Consider the following 22,415-nt stretch of genomic DNA (forward strand, 5'->3'; position numbering starts at 1 on the left):
CAAAGAACAAGTTAAAAAGCTTTAAATGCTCATATAGAATGAACATTCAAAACTGAACTGCAAAACGTTAAGATACAGATAAAAATCTGTATTCCGAATATATCCTTAGAAAGGAGGTGATCCAGCCGCACCTTCCGATACGGCTACCTTGTTACGACTTCACCCCAATCATCTGTCCCACCTTCGGCGGCTGGCTCCCAAAAGGGTTACCCCACCGACTTCGGGTGTTACAAACTCTCGTGGTGTGACGGGCGGTGTGTACAAGGCCCGGGAACGTATTCACCGTGGCATGCTGATCCACGATTACTAGCGATTCCGGCTTCATGTAGGCGAGTTGCAGCCTACAATCCGAACTGAGAACGGTTTTATGGGATTTGCTCACCCTCGCGGGGTTGCGACCCTCTGTACCGTCCATTGTAGCACGTGTGTAGCCCAGGTCATAAGGGGCATGATGATTTGACGTCATCCCCACCTTCCTCCGGTTTATCACCGGCAGTCACCTTAGAGTGCCCAACTGAATGCTGGCAACTAAGATCAAGGGTTGCGCTCGTTGCGGGACTTAACCCAACATCTCACGACACGAGCTGACGACAACCATGCACCACCTGTCACCGCTGTCCCCGAAGGGAAAAGCCTATCTCTAGGCCGGTCAGCGGGATGTCAAGACCTGGTAAGGTTCTTCGCGTTGCTTCGAATTAAACCACATGCTCCACCGCTTGTGCGGGCCCCCGTCAATTCCTTTGAGTTTCAGTCTTGCGACCGTACTCCCCAGGCGGAGTGCTTAATGCGTTAGCTGCAGCACTAAGGGGCGGAAACCCCCTAACACTTAGCACTCATCGTTTACGGCGTGGACTACCAGGGTATCTAATCCTGTTTGCTCCCCACGCTTTCGCGCCTCAGCGTCAGTTACAGACCAGAAAGCCGCCTTCGCCACTGGTGTTCCTCCAAATCTCTACGCATTTCACCGCTACACTTGGAATTCCGCTTTCCTCTTCTGTACTCAAGTCCCCCAGTTTCCAATGACCCTCCACGGTTGAGCCGTGGGCTTTCACATCAGACTTAAAGGACCGCCTGCGCGCGCTTTACGCCCAATAATTCCGGACAACGCTTGCCACCTACGTATTACCGCGGCTGCTGGCACGTAGTTAGCCGTGGCTTTCTAATGAGGTACCGTCAAGGTACGAGCAGTTACTCTCGTACTTGTTCTTCCCTCACAACAGAGTTTTACGATCCGAAAACCTTCTTCACTCACGCGGCGTTGCTCCATCAGACTTTCGTCCATTGTGGAAGATTCCCTACTGCTGCCTCCCGTAGGAGTCTGGGCCGTGTCTCAGTCCCAGTGTGGCCGATCACCCTCTCAGGTCGGCTACGCATCGTCGCCTTGGTGAGCCGTTACCTCACCAACTAGCTAATGCGCCGCGGGCCCATCCTGTAGTGACAGCGAGATGCCGTCTTTTAACATTTCCTCATGTGAGGGAATGGATTATTCGGTATTAGCCCCGGTTTCCCGGAGTTATCCCAATCTACAGGGCAGGTTGCCCACGTGTTACTCACCCGTCCGCCGCTAAATCAGAAGAAGCAAGCTTCTTCATCATCCGCTCGACTTGCATGTATTAGGCACGCCGCCAGCGTTCGTCCTGAGCCAGGATCAAACTCTCCATAATAGAGAACTTAAAAAGCTCATTTTGTTTTGCTGGCATCATCATTAAATGATGTCAAAAATTGTTTTGCGTCAATCAAGCCGAAGCTTGTTGATGCTGTATGTCTTAACGTTTTGCATGTTCAGTTTTCAATGTTCATATAATGTATTTTGTCGTTTTGTTTTAGCGACCTTTGTATCTTAACATCGTTTTAACATGAATGTCAACACTTAATCATAAAATTTATTAAAACAAATTGAAAAGGTGTGTGTTTCCTTGAAGACAAAGCTCTTAATAACCATCACTTCTATACTGTTATTCTTGCTGTTACTCTTCGCGCCCAATACTTATTCTACACTTCTTCCCGTGTTCCAAGTAACCGAAAAACCAAGTGTTATATCGAAGGGAACCTATGGGAATACGGTAACTATCGACCTATCATTTGGTAGAGAGGATGTAGAAACCCTAGTAGAAGGTTTGAAAGCTCCTTATCCTCATTTTTTCATTAGCATTGAATGGATTGAGCGATCTGAGCCCATTATTAAAATTATGCAGGATAAAAAAATTCCTATTAGTCTGCTGGGTAAAGAAGGCTTGTTGTATGTAGAGGACCGGAGTCTATTTAAAAAAGAAATAGCTAGATTTGAAGCGGCTATTGGTGTGAAGCCAGATTGGTTTCGGACTTCTGATTACGAGTTCCCTGTTGAACTTCAAAAGGATGCCTGGAAGGAGGAAGTAAATCTTTTAGGCTCTACTTTAGTTTTAGGAAATTCTGTGCCTAAGCTTACGAAGGGAGATATACTTACAGTTCCGCTCCACCAAGAAGAAAGAATCGATACAATCCAGCTTGCAAAATATTTAAGATCACAACCTTTTGTTAGTATTGAACAAAATATATTTAATATGAAAATGAAAACCAAAAGTTATCCGGAATAGCGTAGAGAATTCAACTATTCTTCTATAATAAAAACTGCTCCGACTAATAGTCAGAGCAGTTTTCTTATTTAACCTTTGCCGTAGCTTCTCTTCTCGCTTTTCTACGCGCTTCTAGTTTTAATCGGTCTTCATCAGATTTAGCGTTATATTTTGGCAAAGCTAATAACTGATATGCATTAACCGCTAAAATTGGGAACAACAATAAAGTAACCCAGCTATCGACGTTATCCGCATTTACCATTAAGACAGGAAGCCACTCTAATGTTGAAATTACAATCATAAAGAACAATGCAGAGATTAACACGTGTTTTTTTGTTTTATTTGCTTTAATAAGCGCCACCACTACTCCTGTTCCGATTAGAACGACTAACAAGAAAGCATATAGCCATACTTGCGAAGTAGTATCCGCGTTTGGACGGAAACGGAACATTATTAAATCAAATATGACAAATGCAATGATTAATAACTGTACCCAATTCCATAAAGTTAGGGTTCTAAATATATTTACACCCATTTGGTGAATCGTTAAATATGCGAAAAATCCCATTTGAGTAATAACACTTACGGTAAAGCCCATTACTACCATAAAAGCAAAGGCAGCAAGAAACTCACTCCATTGGCCTGCTTCAAAGTATTTAGCAAAGGCATCATCCCAACGGATAAATAGACCTAAAACTCCTGTTATTAAACCACCGATGAGCATGGAATTGATAAAAAATTTAAACCAATTTCGTATTGTCACAGCTAGGTTGCCTCCATCTACTCTATTTCATCCTTCAATTGTAACAACGATTTATCAAAAAATCTATTTCTTCATAATATCAATACATATTTCCGTACTAATTGTGAACAATAATTGAAAAGGATGGTGAGGAATCAATGAAGTATTTCGCCCTGATTTTATTAAGTATTGGGTTACTAGCAGGTTGTAGTGACTCTTCTAGTACTCCTTCATATGAAGAAAACAAAAAGATGTTAATCGATGCTTTACAGACAGAGGATGGTAAAAAAGCTATTCGAACTCTTTTAGAGGATCCTAAGTTTCAAGAAATGCTTGTAATAGACAGTGAGCAAGTAAAAAAGTCAGTAGAACAGACAATGCTTTCGAAGGAAGCAGAGGAGTTCTGGAAAGAAATTTACCAGGATCCTAAATTTTCTGAGACCATGGCTAAGAGCATGAAGAAGCAACAAGAAGACTTAATGAAAAGCATGATGAAGGATCCAGAGTATCTGAAAGACTTAGAGACATTCTTTAGCTCAGACGAAATGAAAAAAGAATTAGAAAAAACATTGAAATCGAGTGATATGAGAAAAGAAATTCAAAAGGTTGTGGAAGAAACTATACAAAGTCCGTCCCTCCAAGCAAAATGGCAGAAGCTAGTGGAAGAAGCCGGTGCTTCTAAAGAAGAAGGTGGCTCTAAAGAAGAGGGAGGTAAAAAAGAAGAAGAAAAATAGGCCGCTCCTCTATGGAAACGGCCTTTTCTTTATGCTTTTTCTATCACTTTTTCAGCTATTTCTAAATATAGCTTCCCTGTATCATGCGTTTCGCCGTATACAGAAGGAGCAAAGTCAATGTCGTTCCAGTCAGGCTGACCTAATGGAATTTGGCCAAGTAGCTCGGTACGAAGTTCATCCGCAAGCTTTGGTCCTCCACCTTTTCCAAAAACAAATTCCTTTTCGCCTGTAGATTTAGATTCATACCAGGACATATTTTCAATAACACCTAGAATCTCATGGTCCGTCTGTAATGCCATTGCACCTGCACGCGCTGCTACAAACGCAGCTGTAGGGTGAGGAGTGGTTACAACTATCTCTTTAGAAGCCGGTAGCATTTGGTGTATGTCTAACGCGACGTCACCAGTTCCCGGTGGTAAATCTAGTAGCAAGAAATCTAACTCTCCCCACTCTACGTCTTTAAAGAATTGGTCTAGCACTTTCCCTAGCATTGGTCCACGCCAAACTACTGGAGTATTGTTCTCTACGAAAAATCCCATGGATATTACTTTTACGCCTTTGCGTTCCACTGGAATTATTCGATCCTCTTTAATCTGTGGTACGTCTTTAACACCCATCATATCAGGCACACTGAAGCCGTAAATATCTGCATCTACTAATGCAACTTTTTTACCTAACCTTGCAAGAGCAACAGCTAAGTTTACGGACACTGTAGATTTACCTACTCCACCTTTACCCGATGCAATTGAGATGATTTTTACTTTACTGTTTGGAGAAAGAATATCTTCGCTATCGCTTTCTTTCCCTTTTCCTCTGAACTGCTCCAATACTTCTTTAGGAAGCTCCTCAAAACGAATACCTACAGTATTTGCACCAGCGTTTTTTAACACCTCAACCACTTTTGTTTGTAATTGCATCTGCTCCGCAGAATTGATCTTAGCGATTGCAAGCTTAACGCTAACATGATTCTTTTCTTCTTTTATTGAAACTTGAGAGATACCATTCGTTTCTTCAAGCGTTCTATGTAAAAACGGATCGTTTAATTCCCCAAGTAATGTACGAACTTGATTCTCATTAATCATTGTGTAGACACTCCCCTTTAGTTAACTATTCGCAATATAGTATACCATATACGAGTGTCTACCATCCCATCAACGGCTCAATAAATGCTTTCCTCTACAAATACACCAATCCCTTTGGCAATTGCATTTACCATATCGTTTTGATATTTGTCTGATGTTAGCAATTCTCTTTCCTCCGTATTGCTTATAAACCCTGTCTCTACTAATACCGCCGGGGCTTTCGCTTTCTTTAAAATGTATACTTGTTTAATAGCTAGTGCTTCTCTTTCTGTATTCCCAATGTTAGTTCTTATAGAAGATTGAATAGACTTAGCCAATAACTGGCCGCCTTCATGTCCTTCCGCATGATAGAAAACCTGTGCTCCTCTCCATCTCTCCTCTGGCACAGCATTAACGTGCATACTGATTACCATATCCGGCTCAGAGTTATTCATTATTTCCTCGCGGAGCAAAAGGTCAGCTCGTTTTCTAGCTCTTGTAGTTGGAAAATCCTCATCTGGTGAATGTTCAGCTACAGCGTCTCCTTCTTTAGTTCTTGTCATAACAACGGTTGCCCCTTGAGACTTCAATAACTTCTCTAGTTTAAGAGACATAGCTAATGTAATATCTCTTTCCACTATTTCTCCGTAACTAGCGCCGCCATCCATACCACCATGGCCTGGATCAATCACAATCTTTACCCCACTCAAAGGCTCTGGTAGGAAGAAACCAATATCACTTGCTCTCGTACTGTACGTTACAGCTAATAGAGTGACAAAAAATAAAACCCCAATTGTTAACCATTTCTTCAGATTAATCGCCCCTTTTTCACTCATTATACGTACGAGGGACAAAGAGTATGATTAGATTCTAGGCTTCATTTTAGAACTTATCCAAAACGAGGGAACAGATAAAACTGTAATAATAGATATGATAAAAAACACGACAGCTCCAGCTCCTATGTTGTCTAAGAGTATGCCTCCCAAACTAGGGGCAATTATTCTACCTATAGACTTAACTCCGGTTAGAGCGAAGTAAGTTCCTTTCTCATGATCCTCGCACATACTGTCTATATGTATATCTACCATTGTAAATACGAGCACCTCTCCAGCAGTGAAGATTATCATTGCTCCAATCAAAACAATAATATTAGGACTTTGGCCAAATATTAATAACCCTAAGGATAACATCCCACTTCCTATCATTAGAGAAGTAGTCGTGCTAATCCGCTCACCAAGCTTATACACAAAATATTGAATGACAAGAACCGTAATAGCATTCGTAGTGATCAACCATGCAAAATATTGTACAGCAAGCTCAGCGTCAAACGTCCTTCCAAGATATTGGCTGAAGGTCGAATCAAACTGACTGTATCCAAAGGTTACAAAAATAAGAGCTAGTACAAAAATGCTAAACGCATAATCTTTTTTAAATACATAAAATGATTGAAAAATAGATGATTTACTTGCACTAGCCACTGGCTTCACCATTGGATACTTCTTAAACAACACTAAAAATGTAATAATGTTGATTAAAAAGATAAAACCTACTCCAAAGAATATATTCTCTAGTCCAAAACGCTGAAAATAGACAGAAGTAAGGGGTGCTACAGCAGCAGATATATTAATCAAGAAATATCGGATATTAAAAATTAGTCTTCTATTCTCTGGTTCCGTATAAAGACTCAACAGAACACGATAGGTCGGCTCTACAATCGATTGACTCATTCCAAGAACAATTGCAAAAATGATAAATCCTGCGTATTGATCTATAAATGGAAAATATATATAGCAAGCAAGATACCCAGCTAAACCGGTAATGATTACTTTATTTTTTGGAAACTTGTCAATATAAGGACCAATAAAAAAACTCATAATAAGACCTGAAAACGCAAGGGTGGAAAGTATAGCTCCAATTTGCACACCCGTATATTCAAACTCATTCAATAAAAATAAAGTAAGATAGGGAATAACTAAAAATGTTCCAAATCTCGCTAAGAAAATGCTCACCAAAATGGTGGAGGTAACAACATTAAATTTTTTTCTCATCTCAACCCTGCTTCTCTCTATTTTTCGTATTCATATAAGCAAACTTGCTTGTCGCCCAAGATTATTTCTTTTACTAGTCTCATACCTGTTTTCTCTGCTACCTTCCTAGATGCTAGGTTTCCCTTCTGAACAAGCGATATAAATCTATCTTCTCCTAGCTGACTCAACCCTCTTTCTAACAAAGATCTTGCCGCTTCACTTGCATAACCATTTCCCCAATGCTCTCTAGCAATCCAATAACCAACTTCTAGTTCTTCTCTACCCTCTATCACCTGTGGGACAATTCCCGCATGCCCAATAGGTACTCCATCCGTTTTACGGACGAGTAGCTTTAATCCATATTCCTTGTTTAGCTCATAATGTTGAAATATCCATAGTAAGAAATTTACCGATTCCTTCCGATTTCTTGGCTTTCCACTCCCTATAAATCTCATCATTTTCTCATCCGACAGCATCGAATATAGAAACTTAAAGTCATCCTCTGTATAAGAACGGAATATTAATCGTTCAGATGAAAACACTTCCCCACCTCCAATATGTATAATTGCTAACTTAATATACACCTTCGCAATTTATGCTACAATCACTATTTCGGTAGAAGATAAATTATTCTTAATAATTTGTTATTAAATAATAATTTCCCAGGTAATAAATTTTTCCATTGCGATAAAAAGGTAGATTGAGGTGCCGAAGACCCAATCTACCTTTCTTGTTAACCTATCTTTTTTACTAAGTAATATTGTTTACTATCCTTCGTAGGAAAATCATCCACGATCCCAATTTCTTCGTAACCAAATTTTTTATAAAAATTCGGCGCTTGAAAGCTAAAGGTATCTAATTGTATAAGCTTACAGCTATGTTCTATCGCATATTCTTCTATCCTTGTTAGCAGCTCTTTACCGTGACCCTGCCCTCTCAATGAGTCATCCACCCATAGAAAGTCTATATGGAGGTGGTACCAAAAAACTGTCCCTGTAATTCCTCCGAGAATTTTTTGATTTTCATTACGCAATATGTAACTGATCTGTTGTTTCGGGTGCTTCACTTCTTCGGGAACATTAGCCATATTATGCTCAATAACCTTTTGTCGTATATAATCACTATCCGCCTGATTCCATTGTTTTAAAATTTCCATACCAACATCCTCCTCGCCACATTCTTTGTTCCATTTTAACTTATATAAATTACCTAGTCTTTTTTTTAAATAAAACAACTCCTTAGAAATAAAATATTACAAGATTTCGCCGGAGCTATTTCACGAGCATCTGACTCTACTGTGTTGTGGTCAGTATATAAACAAATATTTTTTTGTCTCTAATTTATAATCTACATCTTTAAACTCTTAGCATTCGTCCATACCTGCCCACTGCGCTAACCTTTATTTTTCCACGAAAAAACCCTCTCCCAAATTGGGAAAGGGTTGTAAATTCGATATTAACGTTTTGAGAACTGAGGTGCACGACGAGCGCCTTTAAGTCCTGGTTTTTTACGTTCTTTCATACGTGGGTCACGTGTTAAGAATCCTGCTGATTTTAAAGCTGGACGGAAATCAGGATCTACTGTAAGTAGTGCACGTGCAATACCGTGACGGATTGCTCCTGCTTGACCTGTGAATCCACCACCATTAACGTTTACATGAACATCGTAGCTACCTAAAGTTTGAGTAGTTACTAATGGTTGTTTAATGATTTCACGTAAAGTTTCGTATGGTACGTAATCTTCTACGTCACGTTTGTTGATAACGATTTTTCCTTCGCCTGGTACTAAACGTACGCGTGCTACTGAGCTTTTACGGCGACCAGTGCCGATATATTGAACTTGTGCCAAGTGTATGTCCTCCTCTTAATTATTATCCGCGAAGCTCAAATGCTTCTGGTTGTTGTGCTGCATGTGGATGTTCTGCTCCAGCGTAAACGTGAAGTTTTCCGAACATTTGACGACCTAAAGTGTTTTTAGGAAGCATTCCTTTGATCGCTAATTCGATCATTTTTGTTGGGTACTTAGTACGCATTTCTAAAGCAGTACGTTGTTTAAGTCCACCAGCAAATTGAGTGTGACGGTAGTAAATTTTGTCGTTTAACTTGTTCCCAGTTAAATGAATTTTTTCTGCATTGATAATGATCACATGATCACCAGTGTCAACATTCGGTGTGAATGTTGGTTTGTTTTTTCCACGTAAAATAGCTGCTACTTCAGAAGCAAGACGACCAAGAGTTTGGCCTTCAGCGTCGATAACTAACCATTTACGTTCTACTTCGTGACCTTTAGCCATGAATGTTGTACGCATGTATTTTGTCCTCCTAATTCAATCATAATCGATCTATAATTTTCTATATCCTCATAACAATAAGTTTCGGGGCTTATATTGTGGGGCTAATGAAAATACCATACATCATCATAACCCGCCGTTGCTTAATAGTCAAGTATTTTTCCATAAACACCTGGAAAAGTTGCTATATCATGAATACTCTACTTTTTCTAGGTATAAACCGTGTGCTGGAGCGGTTTTCCCAGCGTTTTTTCTATCGCAAGATTGAAGAATTCCCGGTAGCTCGTCTACATTTTTTTTTCCTATTGCCACTTCCCATAAAGTACCTGCAATAATTCGGACCATATTATATAAAAAACCACTGCCGTTAATCACCATATGCAGTTGATTAGATTCTTCTTTCCATTCAAAGTCTATCGATCGTACCGTTCGAATAAAATCTTTCACACTAGTTTTAGATGCACAGAAGCTTGAAAAATCATGTGTTCCTAAAAGGTGAATGGAAGCTTCCTTCATCAATTCTACGTTAGGCTTATATCTGTCTACATGGACCGTATAGTTACGCTCAAAGGGACTTTGAATCTCCTCAAGCGACCATTTATAACGATACGTTTTACCCGCTGCATGATATCTAGCATGAAAGTCAGCAGCCACTTCCTCTACGAAAAGTATTCGGATATCCTTTGGAAGTTGAACATTTAAAGCAGTTCTCCAGCTGTCCATAGATAAAGTAAAGGGACTATCAAAATGGATTACCTGCCCTGTAGCATGAACTCCAGCATCCGTTCGTCCACTTGCTACTACCTTTACTAGCTCTCCTTTATGGATTGTTTGTAGAACTCGTTCAAGCTCTAACTGTACGGTTCTTTTTCCCGGTTGGATTTGATAACCCGAAAATTGACTCCCGTCATAGCTTATTACAGCTCTTAAACGCATACGGTTACCTCCATTTACTGTCTAAAATAAACAAGTATAGCAGCCAGTAGAACAAGAACGACTAAAATCGACGTATCCTTCTTTCTCCACTCAAGCTTGCGATATCTCGTCCTTCCTTCTCCACCTTTATATCCGCGAACCTCCATAGCTGTTGCTAAATCTTCTGCTCGCTTAAATGCACTCACAAATAGTGGAATGAGCAGCGGTACAATAGCATTCATGCGCTGCTTCATACTTCCCGACGTCATATCCGACCCTCTAGCCATCTGTGCTTTCATAATCTTGTCGGTTTCATCCATAAGTGTTGGGATGAACCTTAAAGAGATTGACATCATAAGCGCTAATTCATGCACTGGGAGCTTCCATTTCTTTAGTGGATTCAGAAGTATCTCTAAAGCATCTGTAATCGATATAGGGGTTGTAGTGAGCGTTAGAATGGACGTTAGTATAACAAGGACGAAGAAACGAATAGATATGAATATCCCTTGCTTCAAGCCTTCTTCATAAATCTTTATAAACTTCCATTCGAAAATAATAGCGCCCTCTCGGGTAAATATCATGTGCAGCAGGAACGTAAAGATAATTAGAAAAACGACCGGCTTTAATCCATTGATTAAAAAGTATAATCTAATTTTGGACATACGAATGATTAAAAAAGTAAATAACACTAATATCCCATATGTAATCCAGTTATTTGCGATGAAAACTACGGCAATAAAAAGAAAAACAAAGATTAGTTTAGCTCGAGCATCTAAACGATGGATAAACGAATCTCCGGGAATATATCTTCCAAAAATCATTTTTTCTAACATTCATCCTCACACCCTTCCTTTAACAGGTGTGCCAAGTCTTTCGCTAACACTTCCTCCGTTAAGCAAAGGTTCGGTAGCCTTCTGCCAATCATTTGTTCTAGCTTCCGCTGAAACTTTACTGTTTGAGGTAGCTCTAGCTGGTAGTCCCTTAATTGAGTTTCATTTTGAAATATTTCTTCTGGAGTCCCCTGAACTACACATTTCCCTTTATGCATTATTGCTATTTGATCTGCATATCTAGCTGCATCCTCCATGCTGTGCGTCACGAGGATGGTCGTGAGCCCCGTCTCTTGATGGATTTGATAGAAGAGGTCCATAATCTCTTTCCGGCCTCTAGGATCAAGTCCTGCAGTAGGCTCGTCTAACACAAGGACATCTGGGTTCATTGCCAGAACCCCAGCTATAGCAACTCGTCTCATTTGGCCTCCTGATAAATCAAATGGAGACTTATCCATGACTTCATCTGGTAGACCTAATAGTCGAATTAATTCGATGGCCCGAGCTTTGGCTTCTGCCTCTGATACTCCGTAATTCATAGGCCCAAACATAATATCTTTCAGAACAGTCTCATCGAATAATTGATGCTCTGGAAATTGAAAAACAATGCCTACCTTTTGTCTGACCGAGCGTAGCTGCTTATTTTTCTTATCTGCCTTCACTTCTACGTTTCCTATTTTAACTGTGCCATCCGTAGGCTTTAACAATGCATTCAAGTGCTGTAATACAGTTGATTTGCCCGACCCTGTATGCCCTATAATTGCTTGATAAGAGCCAGATAAAATATGCATGTTTACGCTAAACAGGGCCCTCTTTTCAAAGGGCGTATCTTTAGCATAGGCGTAGCTTACTTGTTGAAGTATGATGTCCATAAATCATTCACCAACTCTTCTTCTGTCATATGTTCTGCAGTTAGGGATATCCCTTCAGCTTTTAGGAGCTTGGACATTTTCATGGCGAAAGGTAAATCTAAACCTAAATCCACCAATTCTTGACCGCGTTCAAAAATCCCTTTAGGAGTATCCTCCACATACTTTTCTCCTTGATTCATCATTATTACTCTATCCGCAAGCAATGTTTCCTCTAAATCATGGGTGATGGAGATAACAGTTAAATCTGTTTCTTCTCTTAACTGTCTGACAGTCGTTAGCACCTCTTCCTTTCCTTGCGGGTCTAACATAGAGGTTGCTTCGTCTAACAGTAAGATTCGAGGTTGCATAGCAATAGCGCCTGCTATCGCCACTCTTTGCTTCTGACCGCCGGATAGATGATGAGGTTCGCTATTCATAAAATCTTGCATATTGACCTTTGCTAGCGAATGTCTAACTCGTTCTACCATTTCCTCAAAGGGGATTCCGTTATTCTCAAGGGCAAATGCTACATCATCCTGAACAGTAGCCCCGACGAATTGGTTATCAGGATTTTGAAAAACCATCCCCATTTTCGATCTTGTTTCCCAAAGATTGTCTTGTGACAAGGAGTCACCAAAAACACGTACTGTTCCCTCCTGAGGAAATAGAAGACCATTCATTAGTCGGGCTAACGTCGATTTACCAGAACCATTATGACCTACAATGGCGACCCATTCACCTTCCTTAATAGAAAATGATACATTATGTATAGCTGGCCGTATAATAGACTCCTCTTCAGCATATGTAAAAGTTACATTCTGTAAGGATATAATTTCTTTTTTCAACCACTTAACCTCCCTTAACTAAACTCTGCTCGGCTTAACTCTATCCTAACAAATTTTATGGACAAATTAAAAAAGCGCGCACCTCATTTGGAGAAATGCGCTCTTCTATAACTTATTTCTTGACTGGTTGCTCAAGACCAGTCAGAAAATGAGGTGCGTAGAGCTAGACGAGACGCCACTAATGAAAGTCCGCTCATCATAACACTCTGCTTTTATAATGTCGTATAAATCTGTTTGAAAAAAGAAGAGGGTGGTAGCAACACCAACATCCCTCTTCAGCTTTGGATTTTAATTTAGCAATCGATCAAACGACTGATCCATTAAATTAAACTAACTCAATTACTACAACTGGTGCTCCGTCTCCGCGACGAGGTCCAACTTTCATAATACGAGTGTAACCGCCTTGGCGATCTGCATAACGTGGTGCAACATCATCAAACAATTTTTGCAAAGCAAAAGTTGTTGATTCTTCGCCTTCTTCGTTTGTAGTAGTAACTACTTCACGACGAATATAAGCAGCTGCTTGACGACGAGCATGCAAGTCTCCGCGTTTACCTAAAGTGATCATTTTTTCAACAACAGAACGTAATTCTTTTGCACGTGCTTCAGTTGTTTGAAGACGCTCATGAATAATTAGATCAGTCGTTAAGTCACGTAACATCGCTTTACGTTGAGAACTTGTACGTCCAAGTTTTCTGTAACCCATGGATGTTTCCCTCCTTTGGTGAATATTCATATCTAGCTATATCAAAATTCGCTTAGTCTTCTTTACGTAATCCTAAGCCAAGCTCATCTAACTTAGCTCTTACTTCTTCTAAAGATTTACGTCCAAGGTTTCTTACTTTCATCATGTCGTCTTCTGACTTGCTAGCTAGCTCAAGTACTGTATTAATACCTGCGCGCTTCAAGCAGTTATAAGAACGAACAGAAAGATCAAGTTCTTCAATAGTCATCTCTAAAACTTTTTCTTTTTGATCTTCTTCTTTTTCGACCATGATTTCAGCAGTTTGTGCCTCATCTGTCATCCCTACAAAAATGTTCAAGTGCTCTGTTAGTATTTTTGCTCCAAGAGAAATCGCCTCTTTTGGACCGGTGCTGCCATCTGTCCACACATCAAGAGTTAATTTATCGTAGTTAGACATTTGCCCAACACGAGTGTTTTCCACTTGAAAATTAACGCGTGAAACTGGAGTATAAATAGAGTCGATCGGGATTACGCCGATAGGAAGATCCTCACGTTTGTTTTGATCAGCAGGAGTGTAGCCACGGCCTCTCCCTGCGTACATACGCATACGGAAATGACCATTTTTGCCGATTGTAGCAATATAAAGCTCAGGATTTAAAATCTCCACGTCGCTGTCATGAGTAATGTCAGCTGCTGTAATCGTTCCTTCTCCTTTAACATCTATCTCTATGACTTTTTCTTCATCAGAGTAGATTTTAAGAGCTAGCTTTTTCACATTCATAATAATAGATGCTACATCTTCCACAACGCCTTCAATAGTTGAAAACTCGTGTAAAACGCCATCGATTTGAATAGAAGTAACTGCAGCTCCTGGTAAAGAAGACAGAAGGATACGACGTAAAGAATTACCCAAAGTATTTCCATAGCCACGTTCAAGCGGTTCTACAACAAATTTACCAAATTTGGCACTTTCGCTGATTTCTACACTTTCAATCTTTGGTTTTTCAATTTCGATCATTCCAATTTACCCTCCCTCAAAACATCGAATGTATAGGTTCTTTCCATCATGAATTCGATCGTTTAACTGATTGCTGTGTTGCACAACCTCAGTCTGTACAATAAATGATGTTCTCAAACATATTGAGGATCACCTATTAAACGCGACGACGTTTTGGTGGACGGCAACCATTATGTGGTACTGGTGTTACGTCTTTAATTGCTGTAACTTCTAGACCTGCAGCTTGTAGTGCGCGGATTGCCGCTTCACGACCAGCACCAGGACCTTTTACAGTTACTTCTAAAGTTTTTAAACCATGTTCCATTGAAGTTTTAGCAGCAGTTTCAGCAGCCATTTGTGCAGCGAATGGAGTAGATTTACGAGAACCTCTGAATCCAAGAGCTCCAGCACTTGACCAAGAAATTGCATTACCTTGCATGTCTGTTATAGTCACAATAGTGTTGTTAAATGTTGAGCGAATGTGAGCAATACCGGATTCGATATTCTTTTTCACACGACGCTTACGTGTTTGTTGTTTACGTGCCATGTTAAGAAGAAACCTCCTTTACCGATTATTTTTTCTTGTTAGCTACTGTTTTACGTGGACCTTTACGAGTACGAGCATTGTTCTTCGTGTTTTGTCCGCGTACTGGTAAGCCGCGACGATGACGGATTCCTCGGAATGAACCGATTTCCATCAGACGTTTAATGTTTAGTGATACTTCACGACGAAGGTCACCTTCTACTTTGTATACACCGATTTGTTCACGGATTTTGTTAAGCTCGTCTTCAGTTAAATCACGAACGCGAGTCTCTTCAGAGATCCCAGCTTCCGCTAGTACTTTTTGTGACGTAGTTTTACCAATTCCGAAAATATATGTTAATGCAATAACAACGCGTTTATCGCGTGGAATGTCAACACCAGCAATACGTGCCATATGTGTCGTGCACCTCCTTCTTATTATCCTTGTCTTTGTTTGTGTTTAGGATTTTCACAGATTACCATTACTTTACCGCGTCGGCGAATTACTTTACATTTTTCGCAGATCGGCTTCACAGATGGTCTCACTTTCATCTAACCCAACCTCCTTAGTAGTCCGGAGTGCAAAAGATTTATTTAAAACGGTACGTGATACGACCGCGAGTTAAATCGTAAGGAGAAAGTTCAATTGTGACTTTATCTCCAGGTAAAATGCGGATAAAGTGCATACGAATTTTACCCGATACATGCGCAAGTATCGTATGACCGTTTTCTAATTCTACCTTAAACATCGCGTTTGGCAAAGTCTCAACAACTGTTCCTTCGACTTCAATTACATCATCTTTCGCCATCAACCCTGTCTCCCTTCTATATACAAATCAGGTTCTCAACAATAATCAAACGTAATTTGCTGTAGTATAGCCTCAAAATAAACGAAACTATTCGTTTTAAGCATATGTTTGGAAATCATGAGAGATGTTCGAAAGACACTCGTAAGGTTTCGTTTAACGCAATCCACCGAGTAGACTGACTGGTAGAAACCTGTCTCCCTCATGTCAACATGTTCGTACGAATGTGTTGGATGAGTTCCATAGTACCCGTTCGATTAATGCTTTCCACGAAACCCATTATACCCTTTCAGAAATCAAAATGCACGTGGACTAGGGGGTCCTCGCTGTTAACACATTTTAAAATCATCCAGTTCGTATACCGGGCGCAATATGCTTTTGCAGCTCTCGAAAAAAACGTTTACGTTCTTTGCATACTACCCGGATATTCAGTCGTCTGCGACGGGCACCGGGCTTTAGATGCGGTTGCCCTGTAACAGAGCATCGATGTCAGCAAATACTACTTTAATATCCTGCTGGCCATCTAAATTACTTAAAACACCTTTGTTCTCATAAAAATCAAGCAAAGGTTGTGTTTGCTTCATATTTACTTCCAGACGGTTCGTCACCGTTTCGGGATTATCGTCCGCACGTTGATAAAGCTCTCCTCCATCTTTGTCACAAACACCCTCCTTAGCAGGTGGGTTGAACAGTAGATGATAAGCAGTGCCGCATTCTTTACAAATACGACGACCTGTTAGACGTTTAATCAATTCTTCTTGTTCTACTTGAATATTAAGCACATGCTCAATAGATTTCCCTAGATCCGAAAGTAAAGCATCTAATGCTTCAGCTTGAGGAACCGTACGCGGGAAGCCATCTAATAGGAATCCTTGATCGCAATCTGGTTTACTTAATCTTTCACGAACAATACCAATCGTAACTTCATCGGGTACTAATGCACCTTGATCCATAAACGATTTTGCTTTTAAACCAAGCTCCGTGCCTTCTTTAATAGCTGCACGAAACATGTCGCCTGTAGAAATATGAGGGATTGCGTACTTCTCAACAATTTTATCTGCTTGAGTGCCTTTACCAGCACCAGGCAGACCCATTAAAACGATATTCATACGAAAATGCCCCCCAGGACTATTTGTTGATTTTTAGGAACTCTTATCGTTCCTAAAAACCGACATTATTTCATAAAGCCTTTATAGTGACGTTTAACTAATTGGGATTCTAATTGTTTCATTGTTTCAAGGGCTACCCCAACAATGATAAGCAGACTTGTTCCGCCAATTTGTATCGATTGTGGTAAACCAGCAAACTTTACAAATAATAGAGGCATAATAGAGATTACTGCTAAGAAAATAGCTCCAACAAAAGTTAAACGGTATAAAACGCTTGTTAAGTAATCTTGTGTGTTTATTCCTGGACGAATCCCTGGAATATATGCACCTTGCTTTTTCAAGTTATCTGCTACATTTTCCGGATTCACCTGAATGAATGCGTAGAAATAAGTAAAGGCAGCTATCAAAGCAACATAGATGATCATACCAACTGGCTGTGTGTAATCTAGCGTGTTTCTAATAAATTCTGTTGTTTTGTTTTCACCAAAGAACAAAATGATAGACTGCGGAGCCATAAGGAACGCAGATGCAAAGATTACTGGGATAACTCCCGCAGCGTTAACTTTTAAAGGTAAATGTGTTTGTTGGCCTCCAGTTTGTGAAGAACCAGCAACACGTTTTGCATATTGAATAGGAATTTTACGCAACGCTTGTTGAATATAAATAACTCCTACTGTAACAGCAATGATTGCCAATAAAAGCAAGATGATAATCACGATGTTGATGAATAATGCATCACCAGCATCTTGGATTTGTTGAGCATACAATTGGTTAACTCCGTTAGGGATAGCAGCAACGATACCTGCAAAGATAATGACAGAAATACCATTACCAACGCCTGAAGCAGTGATTTGTTCACCTAACCACATTAAAAATGCAGTACCGGCAGTTAATACAACCGCAATAGTTAGATACGTTAGAATACCATCGTCTTTTATCAAAGAACCACTATACATTTGGTTGAAACCGTATGACATGGCGATCGCTTGGATAAAAGCTAACACAATTGTGAAGTATCGAGTGAATTGAGCAAGTTTCCGTCTTCCGACTTCTCCTTGTTTTGCCCACTCAGTAAACTTCGGAACAACGTCCATTTGTAACAACTGAACGATGATTGATGCCGTAATGTATGGCATGATACCCATTGCTAAAATAGAAAAGTTAGCAAGAGCTCCACCACCGAATGTATTTAAGAAACCGATTAAACCTAGTTCATCTGTTTGCTTTAATACATCTGCATTAACGTGAGGTACTGGAACAAATGTCCCAATACGAAACACGATTAGCATCAATAATGTAAAAATGATTTTATTTCGAATATCTCTCACACGCATAAAGTTGGAGATTGTCTGAAACATTAAACCACCTCTGTTTGTCCGCCAGCATTCTCGATTGCTTCTTTTGCTGTTGCAGAGAATTTGTGAGCTTTTACTGATAGTTTCTTCTCAAGAGTTCCATTACCTAAGATCTTAATACCAGACTTTTCGTTACTCACAACACCTGTTTCTATTAATAGAGCAGGTGTAACTTCTGTGCCTTCTTCGAAACGATTTAATGTGTCAAGGTTTACAATTGCATATTCTTTACGGTTGATGTTAGTAAATCCACGTTTTGGTAAACGACGGAATAAAGGGTTTTGACCCCCTTCAAATCCTGGACGTACTCCTCCGCCTGAACGAGAATTTTGACCTTTATGACCTCTACCTGCAGTTTTACCGTTACCAGAACCGATACCACGACCTACGCGGTTACGTGTAGAACGAGATCCTTCTGCTGGTTTTAACTCATGAAGTTTCATATGGTGGCACCTCCTTATTCTTAAAATAAACCTTAAATTTCTTTCAAAGTTACTAAGTGAGCTACTTTGCCAACCATTCCGCGGATAGCGGCGTTGTCTTGGTGCTCAACTGTTTGATGAAGTTTACGTAATCCAAGAGCTTCTGCTGTTTTGCGTTGATTTGGTTTAGTACCAATCAAGCTTTTAGTAAGGGTGATTTCTAATTTAGTTGCCATTGTAATTTCCCCCCTTATCCTAACAGTTCTTCTACTGATTTACCACGTAATTTAGCAACGTCCTCAGCACGTTTTAGTTGATTTAAACCTTGTACTGTAGCACGAACCATGTTAATTGGTGTGTTAGATCCAAGTGATTTCGATAGAATATCAGTAATACCAGCTAACTCAAGAACCGCACGAACTGGTCCTCCAGCGATAACTCCAGTACCTGGTGCTGCTGGTTTAACTAGAATAGATCCAGCTCCAAAGCGACCAATTACTTGGTGAGGAGTAGTTCCGCCAACTCTTGGTACTTCGATTAGATTTTTCTTCGCATCTTCAACTGCTTTACGGATAGCATCAGGAACCTCTTGAGCTTTCCCAGTACCAAATCCTACATGTCCGTTTTTGTCTCCAACTACTACTAATGCAGTAAAGCGGAAACGACGTCCACCTTTTACAACTTTAGCAACACGATTAATTGTTACTACGCGTTCTTCAAGTTCAAGTTTGTTTGGGTCAATACCACGCATGAAATATGTCCCTCCTTCTTCTTAAAATTCTAAGCCGTTTTCACGTGCAGCTTCAGCTAAAGCTTTAACACGTCCATGATATAAGTAACCGCCACGGTCGAATACAACAGATTTAATGTTCTTTTCAGTAGCGCGTTTAGCGATTGTTTCACCGATCAATTTAGCAGCTTCAACGTTTCCAGCTGTTCCATTGAAATCTTTGTCCATAGTTGATGCACTTACGATTGTTACACCTTGTGTATCATCGATAAGTTGAGCGTATAAGTGTTTATTAGAACGGAATACATTTAAACGAGGACGTTCAGTAGTACCCGTGATTTTTGTACGAACACGTGCATGACGTTTCTTACGAACTTGATTTTTGTCTTGTTTCGTAATCACAGTAGTCACTCCTTTCTAATGCGCAATGCATTATTTACCTGTTTTACCTTCTTTGCGGCGTACAACTTCACCTTCATAGCGAATACCTTTACCTTTGTAAGGCTCAGGTGGGCGAACTTGACGGATGTTAGATGCTAATGCACCAACGCGTTCTTTGTTAATACCGCGAACGATAATTTTTGTATTAGAAGGAACTTCAACTTCAAGTCCATCTTCAGGAGTGAATTCAACTGGATGAGAGTACCCTACGTTAAGTACAAGTTTCTTACCTTGTAATTGTGCACGGTAACCAACCCCAACTAATTCAAGTCCACGTGCAAATCCTTCAGAAACACCAGTAATCATGTTTGCTAATAAAGCACGAGTTGTGCCATGGATTGTACGGTGTTCTTTAGAATCTGAAGGACGAACTAAAGTAATAACATTACCTTCTTGTTCAATCTTGATATCTTGGTTAAAAGAATTTGTTAATTCACCTTTTGGTCCTTTAACGATCACAGAGTTATCAGCGTTAACTGTAACTGTAACGTTAGCAGGAACCTCTATTGGTTTTTTACCTACTCGAGACATTTTGTTGCACCTCCATTCGTTTGTTGATTATTACCAAACGTAAGCTACGATTTCTCCGCCAACTTGTTTAGCGCGAGCTTCTTTATCTGTTAATAAACCATTTGAAGTAGAAACTAAAGCAATTCCTAAACCGTTCAATACTCTAGGTACTTCGTTTGTTTTAGCGTAAACGCGTAGACCAGGTTTTGAAATACGTTTCAAACCAGTAATAACGCGCTCGTCATTTTGACCATATTTTAAGAAGATGCGGATGATTCCTTGTTTGCTATCTTCTACATATTCAACATCACGTACGAAACCTTCGCGTTTTAAAATTTCAGCGATTTCCTTTTTCATGTTTGAAGCAGGAACTTCTAATTTCTCGTGACGAACCATGTTAGCATTACGAATGCGTGTTAGCATATCTGCAATTGGATCTGACATTGTCATTACATTTACCTCCTTCCCAGTTATAGGGGATTACCAGCTTGCTTTTTTAACGCCAGGAATTTGTCCCTTGTATGCAAGTTCACGGAAACAAATACGGCAAAGCTTAAATTTACGATATACAGAGTGCGGACGACCACAACGCTCGCAGCGTGTGTACTCTTGCACTTTGAACTTTGACGTACGTTGTTGTTTAACGATCATTGATTTTTTAGCCACGTTTTCGCCTCCCTTATTTTACTTTTGGAATGGCATACCGAACTGTGTTAATAACTCACGAGCTTCTTCGTCAGAGTTCGCAGTTGTTACAATTACGATGTCCATACCGCGTACTTTCGAAACTTTATCATAATCGATTTCAGGGAAGATTAATTGCTCTTTTACTCCTAGAGTGTAGTTACCGCGACCGTCGAATGCTTTTTTAGAAACACCGCGGAAGTCACGTACACGAGGAAGTGAGATAGAGATTAATTTATCCAAAAAGTCGTACATACGCTCACCACGTAGAGTAACTTTTGCACCGATTGGCATACCTTCACGTAGACGGAATCCAGCGATCGATTTTTTAGCTTTCGTAACTACAGGTTTTTGACCTGAAATAATTTGTAATTCTTCAACAGCAGCATCAAGTGCTTTTGTATTAGATACAGCATCACCCACACCCATGTTGATAACAATTTTATCAACTTGAGGAACTTGCATTACTGAACTATATTCAAACTTGCTCATTAGAGCAGGAGAAACTTCCTTAAGATACTTTTCTTTTAGGCGGTTCATGTGTGTACCTCCTTTCTCTTTACTTATTTAATAATTTCACCAGATTTTTTCGCAACACGAACTTTTTTGCCATCTTCTACTTTATAACCTACGCGAGTCGGCTCGCCAGTTTTAGGGTCGATTAACATAACATTCGATACGTGAATTGCAGCCTCTTGGCTTACAATTCCTCCTTGCGGATTAGCTTGGTTGGGCTTAATGTGTTTTTTGATGATGTTTACACCTTCAACTAAAACACGGTCTTTCTTAGGGTAAGCAGTTAGGATAACACCTGTTTTCCCTTTGTCTTTACCTGAGATCACCATTACTTTGTCGCCTTTTTTAACATGCATTCTGTCGCACCTCCTTGATTGGCACTTTCATGATAATTAAAGAACTTCTGGAGCTAAAGATACGATTTTCATGAAGTTGCTGTCACGTAGTTCACGCGCAACAGGTCCGAAAATACGAGTTCCACGCGGTCCTTTATCGTCTTTGATAATAACGCACGCGTTTTCATCAAATTTGATATAAGTTCCGTCTTTACGGCGTACGCCGCTTTTAGTGCGAACGATAACAGCTTTAACTACGTCACCCTTCTTGACAACGCCACCTGGTGTTGCTTTCTTAACTGTACATACGACGATATCGCCGATATTAGCAGTTTTACGTCCAGTACCACCAAGTACTTTTATTGTTAAAACTTCACGTGCACCTGAGTTGTCTGCAACTTTCATACGAGTTTCTTGTTGGATCACTTAGGTTACCTCCCTCCGGAAATTAG

32 protein-coding genes and 1 rRNA gene are annotated in these 22,415 nt (G+C 40.0%); 2 read left to right on the forward strand and 31 right to left on the reverse strand.

Features of this window, described 5'->3' with window-relative positions; all coding sequences use genetic code 11:
• Positions 1-109 precede the first annotated feature (109 nt).
• Positions 110-1,664: ribosomal RNA gene (locus NSQ95_RS18450) — 16S ribosomal RNA — on the reverse strand.
• A 252-nt stretch (positions 1,665-1,916) separates the two neighbouring features.
• Here NSQ95_RS18450 and NSQ95_RS18455 point away from each other — a divergent pair.
• Positions 1,917-2,576: a hypothetical protein gene (locus NSQ95_RS18455; protein ID WP_251555622.1), complete on the forward strand. Its 660-nt coding sequence runs from the start codon at positions 1,917-1,919 to the stop codon at positions 2,574-2,576.
• Between the two features lie 64 nt (positions 2,577-2,640).
• Here the strand turns inward: NSQ95_RS18455 and NSQ95_RS18460 are convergent, their stop codons facing one another.
• Complete coding sequence (locus NSQ95_RS18460) at positions 2,641-3,318, reverse strand: KinB-signaling pathway activation protein (RefSeq protein ID WP_251555623.1); 678 nt, start codon at positions 3,316-3,318, stop codon at positions 2,641-2,643.
• A 137-nt stretch (positions 3,319-3,455) separates the two neighbouring features.
• Here NSQ95_RS18460 and gerD point away from each other — a divergent pair, with 137 nt between their 5' ends.
• Positions 3,456-4,031 carry a spore germination lipoprotein GerD gene (gerD, locus tag NSQ95_RS18465; RefSeq protein ID WP_340881408.1) on the forward strand — a complete coding sequence of 192 codons (576 nt, stop codon included), beginning with the start codon at positions 3,456-3,458 and terminating at the stop codon, positions 4,029-4,031.
• A gap of 29 nt (positions 4,032-4,060) precedes the next feature.
• Here the strand turns inward: gerD and NSQ95_RS18470 are convergent, their stop codons facing one another.
• From NSQ95_RS18470 to rplN, 29 genes are all read right to left on the reverse strand, one after another.
• The gene (locus NSQ95_RS18470) at positions 4,061-5,113 is read right to left on the reverse strand and encodes a P-loop NTPase (protein WP_169359341.1); all 1,053 of its coding nucleotides are present in this window, start codon (positions 5,111-5,113) and stop codon (positions 4,061-4,063) included.
• A gap of 77 nt (positions 5,114-5,190) precedes the next feature.
• Positions 5,191-5,904, reverse strand: a complete 714-nt coding sequence (locus NSQ95_RS18475; RefSeq protein ID WP_251555654.1) for an N-acetylmuramoyl-L-alanine amidase — start codon at positions 5,902-5,904, stop codon at positions 5,191-5,193.
• 51 nt (positions 5,905-5,955) lie between these two features.
• Positions 5,956-7,140 (reverse strand): MFS transporter, encoded by a 1,185-nt coding sequence (locus NSQ95_RS18480; protein ID WP_342560042.1) that lies wholly within the window; start codon positions 7,138-7,140, stop codon positions 5,956-5,958.
• Between the two features lie 17 nt (positions 7,141-7,157).
• Positions 7,158-7,661 carry a GNAT family N-acetyltransferase gene (locus NSQ95_RS18485; RefSeq protein ID WP_342560043.1) on the reverse strand — a complete coding sequence of 168 codons (504 nt, stop codon included), beginning with the start codon at positions 7,659-7,661 and terminating at the stop codon, positions 7,158-7,160.
• Positions 7,662-7,852: 191 nt separating this feature from the next.
• On the reverse strand, positions 7,853-8,275 hold the full coding sequence (locus NSQ95_RS18490) for a GNAT family N-acetyltransferase (RefSeq protein ID WP_340881403.1): 423 nt from the start codon (positions 8,273-8,275) through the stop codon (positions 7,853-7,855).
• 299 nt (positions 8,276-8,574) lie between these two features.
• Positions 8,575-8,967, reverse strand: coding sequence for a 30S ribosomal protein S9 (gene rpsI, locus NSQ95_RS18495; protein ID WP_144512714.1), 393 nt, complete (start codon positions 8,965-8,967; stop codon positions 8,575-8,577).
• A 22-nt stretch (positions 8,968-8,989) separates the two neighbouring features.
• Positions 8,990-9,427, reverse strand: a complete 438-nt coding sequence (gene rplM / locus NSQ95_RS18500; protein WP_151112062.1) for a 50S ribosomal protein L13 — start codon at positions 9,425-9,427, stop codon at positions 8,990-8,992.
• A gap of 171 nt (positions 9,428-9,598) precedes the next feature.
• Positions 9,599-10,345, reverse strand: a complete 747-nt coding sequence (gene truA, locus NSQ95_RS18505; protein WP_342560044.1) for a tRNA pseudouridine(38-40) synthase TruA — start codon at positions 10,343-10,345, stop codon at positions 9,599-9,601.
• A gap of 14 nt (positions 10,346-10,359) precedes the next feature.
• On the reverse strand, positions 10,360-11,157 hold the full coding sequence (locus NSQ95_RS18510; RefSeq protein ID WP_169359345.1) for an energy-coupling factor transporter transmembrane protein EcfT: 798 nt from the start codon (positions 11,155-11,157) through the stop codon (positions 10,360-10,362).
• Positions 11,151-12,026 carry an energy-coupling factor ABC transporter ATP-binding protein gene (locus tag NSQ95_RS18515; RefSeq protein ID WP_342560045.1) on the reverse strand — a complete coding sequence of 292 codons (876 nt, stop codon included), beginning with the start codon at positions 12,024-12,026 and terminating at the stop codon, positions 11,151-11,153. Before NSQ95_RS18515 ends, NSQ95_RS18510 begins: the two co-directional genes overlap by 7 nt.
• Positions 12,002-12,850 (reverse strand): energy-coupling factor ABC transporter ATP-binding protein, encoded by an 849-nt coding sequence (locus NSQ95_RS18520; protein WP_169359347.1) that lies wholly within the window; start codon positions 12,848-12,850, stop codon positions 12,002-12,004. The genes NSQ95_RS18515 and NSQ95_RS18520 overlap by 25 nt, the downstream gene beginning before the upstream one ends.
• Before the next feature lie 325 nt (positions 12,851-13,175).
• Positions 13,176-13,556, reverse strand: coding sequence for a 50S ribosomal protein L17 (gene rplQ / locus NSQ95_RS18525; RefSeq protein WP_169359348.1), 381 nt, complete (start codon positions 13,554-13,556; stop codon positions 13,176-13,178).
• Between the two features lie 52 nt (positions 13,557-13,608).
• Positions 13,609-14,553: a DNA-directed RNA polymerase subunit alpha gene (locus NSQ95_RS18530; RefSeq protein ID WP_169359349.1), complete on the reverse strand. Its 945-nt coding sequence runs from the start codon at positions 14,551-14,553 to the stop codon at positions 13,609-13,611.
• 136 nt (positions 14,554-14,689) lie between these two features.
• Positions 14,690-15,079 (reverse strand): 30S ribosomal protein S11, encoded by a 390-nt coding sequence (gene rpsK / locus NSQ95_RS18535; RefSeq protein WP_169359350.1) that lies wholly within the window; start codon positions 15,077-15,079, stop codon positions 14,690-14,692.
• Positions 15,080-15,104: 25 nt separating this feature from the next.
• Complete coding sequence (gene rpsM, locus NSQ95_RS18540) at positions 15,105-15,470, reverse strand: 30S ribosomal protein S13 (protein WP_090567879.1); 366 nt, start codon at positions 15,468-15,470, stop codon at positions 15,105-15,107.
• A 23-nt stretch (positions 15,471-15,493) separates the two neighbouring features.
• Positions 15,494-15,607, reverse strand: coding sequence for a 50S ribosomal protein L36 (gene rpmJ / locus NSQ95_RS18545; RefSeq protein WP_003247619.1), 114 nt, complete (start codon positions 15,605-15,607; stop codon positions 15,494-15,496).
• A 38-nt stretch (positions 15,608-15,645) separates the two neighbouring features.
• Positions 15,646-15,864, reverse strand: a complete 219-nt coding sequence (gene infA, locus NSQ95_RS18550; RefSeq protein ID WP_016429904.1) for a translation initiation factor IF-1 — start codon at positions 15,862-15,864, stop codon at positions 15,646-15,648.
• A 452-nt stretch (positions 15,865-16,316) separates the two neighbouring features.
• Positions 16,317-16,970, reverse strand: coding sequence for an adenylate kinase (locus NSQ95_RS18555; RefSeq protein ID WP_169359351.1), 654 nt, complete (start codon positions 16,968-16,970; stop codon positions 16,317-16,319).
• A gap of 65 nt (positions 16,971-17,035) precedes the next feature.
• Positions 17,036-18,328, reverse strand: a complete 1,293-nt coding sequence (gene secY / locus NSQ95_RS18560) for a preprotein translocase subunit SecY (RefSeq protein WP_169359352.1) — start codon at positions 18,326-18,328, stop codon at positions 17,036-17,038.
• On the reverse strand, positions 18,328-18,768 hold the full coding sequence (gene rplO, locus NSQ95_RS18565; protein WP_169359353.1) for a 50S ribosomal protein L15: 441 nt from the start codon (positions 18,766-18,768) through the stop codon (positions 18,328-18,330). The genes secY and rplO overlap by 1 nt, the downstream gene beginning before the upstream one ends.
• Positions 18,769-18,800: 32 nt before the next feature.
• A complete protein-coding gene (gene rpmD, locus NSQ95_RS18570) occupies positions 18,801-18,983 on the reverse strand; it encodes a 50S ribosomal protein L30 (protein WP_142538201.1) in 183 nt (60 codons plus the stop codon).
• Between the two features lie 14 nt (positions 18,984-18,997).
• Complete coding sequence (gene rpsE / locus NSQ95_RS18575; protein WP_144541001.1) at positions 18,998-19,498, reverse strand: 30S ribosomal protein S5; 501 nt, start codon at positions 19,496-19,498, stop codon at positions 18,998-19,000.
• Between the two features lie 21 nt (positions 19,499-19,519).
• Entirely contained in the window at positions 19,520-19,879 is a 360-nt protein-coding gene (rplR, locus tag NSQ95_RS18580; protein WP_169359354.1) for a 50S ribosomal protein L18, read from the reverse strand.
• A gap of 30 nt (positions 19,880-19,909) precedes the next feature.
• Positions 19,910-20,449 (reverse strand): 50S ribosomal protein L6, encoded by a 540-nt coding sequence (rplF, locus tag NSQ95_RS18585; RefSeq protein ID WP_298472514.1) that lies wholly within the window; start codon positions 20,447-20,449, stop codon positions 19,910-19,912.
• 30 nt (positions 20,450-20,479) lie between these two features.
• Complete coding sequence (gene rpsH / locus NSQ95_RS18590) at positions 20,480-20,878, reverse strand: 30S ribosomal protein S8 (RefSeq protein WP_169359356.1); 399 nt, start codon at positions 20,876-20,878, stop codon at positions 20,480-20,482.
• A 30-nt stretch (positions 20,879-20,908) separates the two neighbouring features.
• Positions 20,909-21,094: a 30S ribosomal protein S14 gene (rpsN, locus tag NSQ95_RS18595; protein ID WP_169359357.1), complete on the reverse strand. Its 186-nt coding sequence runs from the start codon at positions 21,092-21,094 to the stop codon at positions 20,909-20,911.
• A gap of 18 nt (positions 21,095-21,112) precedes the next feature.
• Positions 21,113-21,652 carry a 50S ribosomal protein L5 gene (gene rplE / locus NSQ95_RS18600; protein WP_169359358.1) on the reverse strand — a complete coding sequence of 180 codons (540 nt, stop codon included), beginning with the start codon at positions 21,650-21,652 and terminating at the stop codon, positions 21,113-21,115.
• A gap of 23 nt (positions 21,653-21,675) precedes the next feature.
• Positions 21,676-21,984, reverse strand: coding sequence for a 50S ribosomal protein L24 (gene rplX / locus NSQ95_RS18605; RefSeq protein ID WP_169359359.1), 309 nt, complete (start codon positions 21,982-21,984; stop codon positions 21,676-21,678).
• 36 nt (positions 21,985-22,020) lie between these two features.
• The gene (gene rplN, locus NSQ95_RS18610; protein ID WP_053591327.1) at positions 22,021-22,389 is read right to left on the reverse strand and encodes a 50S ribosomal protein L14; all 369 of its coding nucleotides are present in this window, start codon (positions 22,387-22,389) and stop codon (positions 22,021-22,023) included.
• Positions 22,390-22,415: the final 26 nt, after the last annotated feature.

Origin of the sequence: Psychrobacillus sp. FSL W7-1457, from assembly GCF_038593405.1 — a bacterium.
In the GTDB taxonomy this organism is placed as follows: Bacteria; Bacillota; Bacilli; order Bacillales_A; family Planococcaceae; genus Psychrobacillus.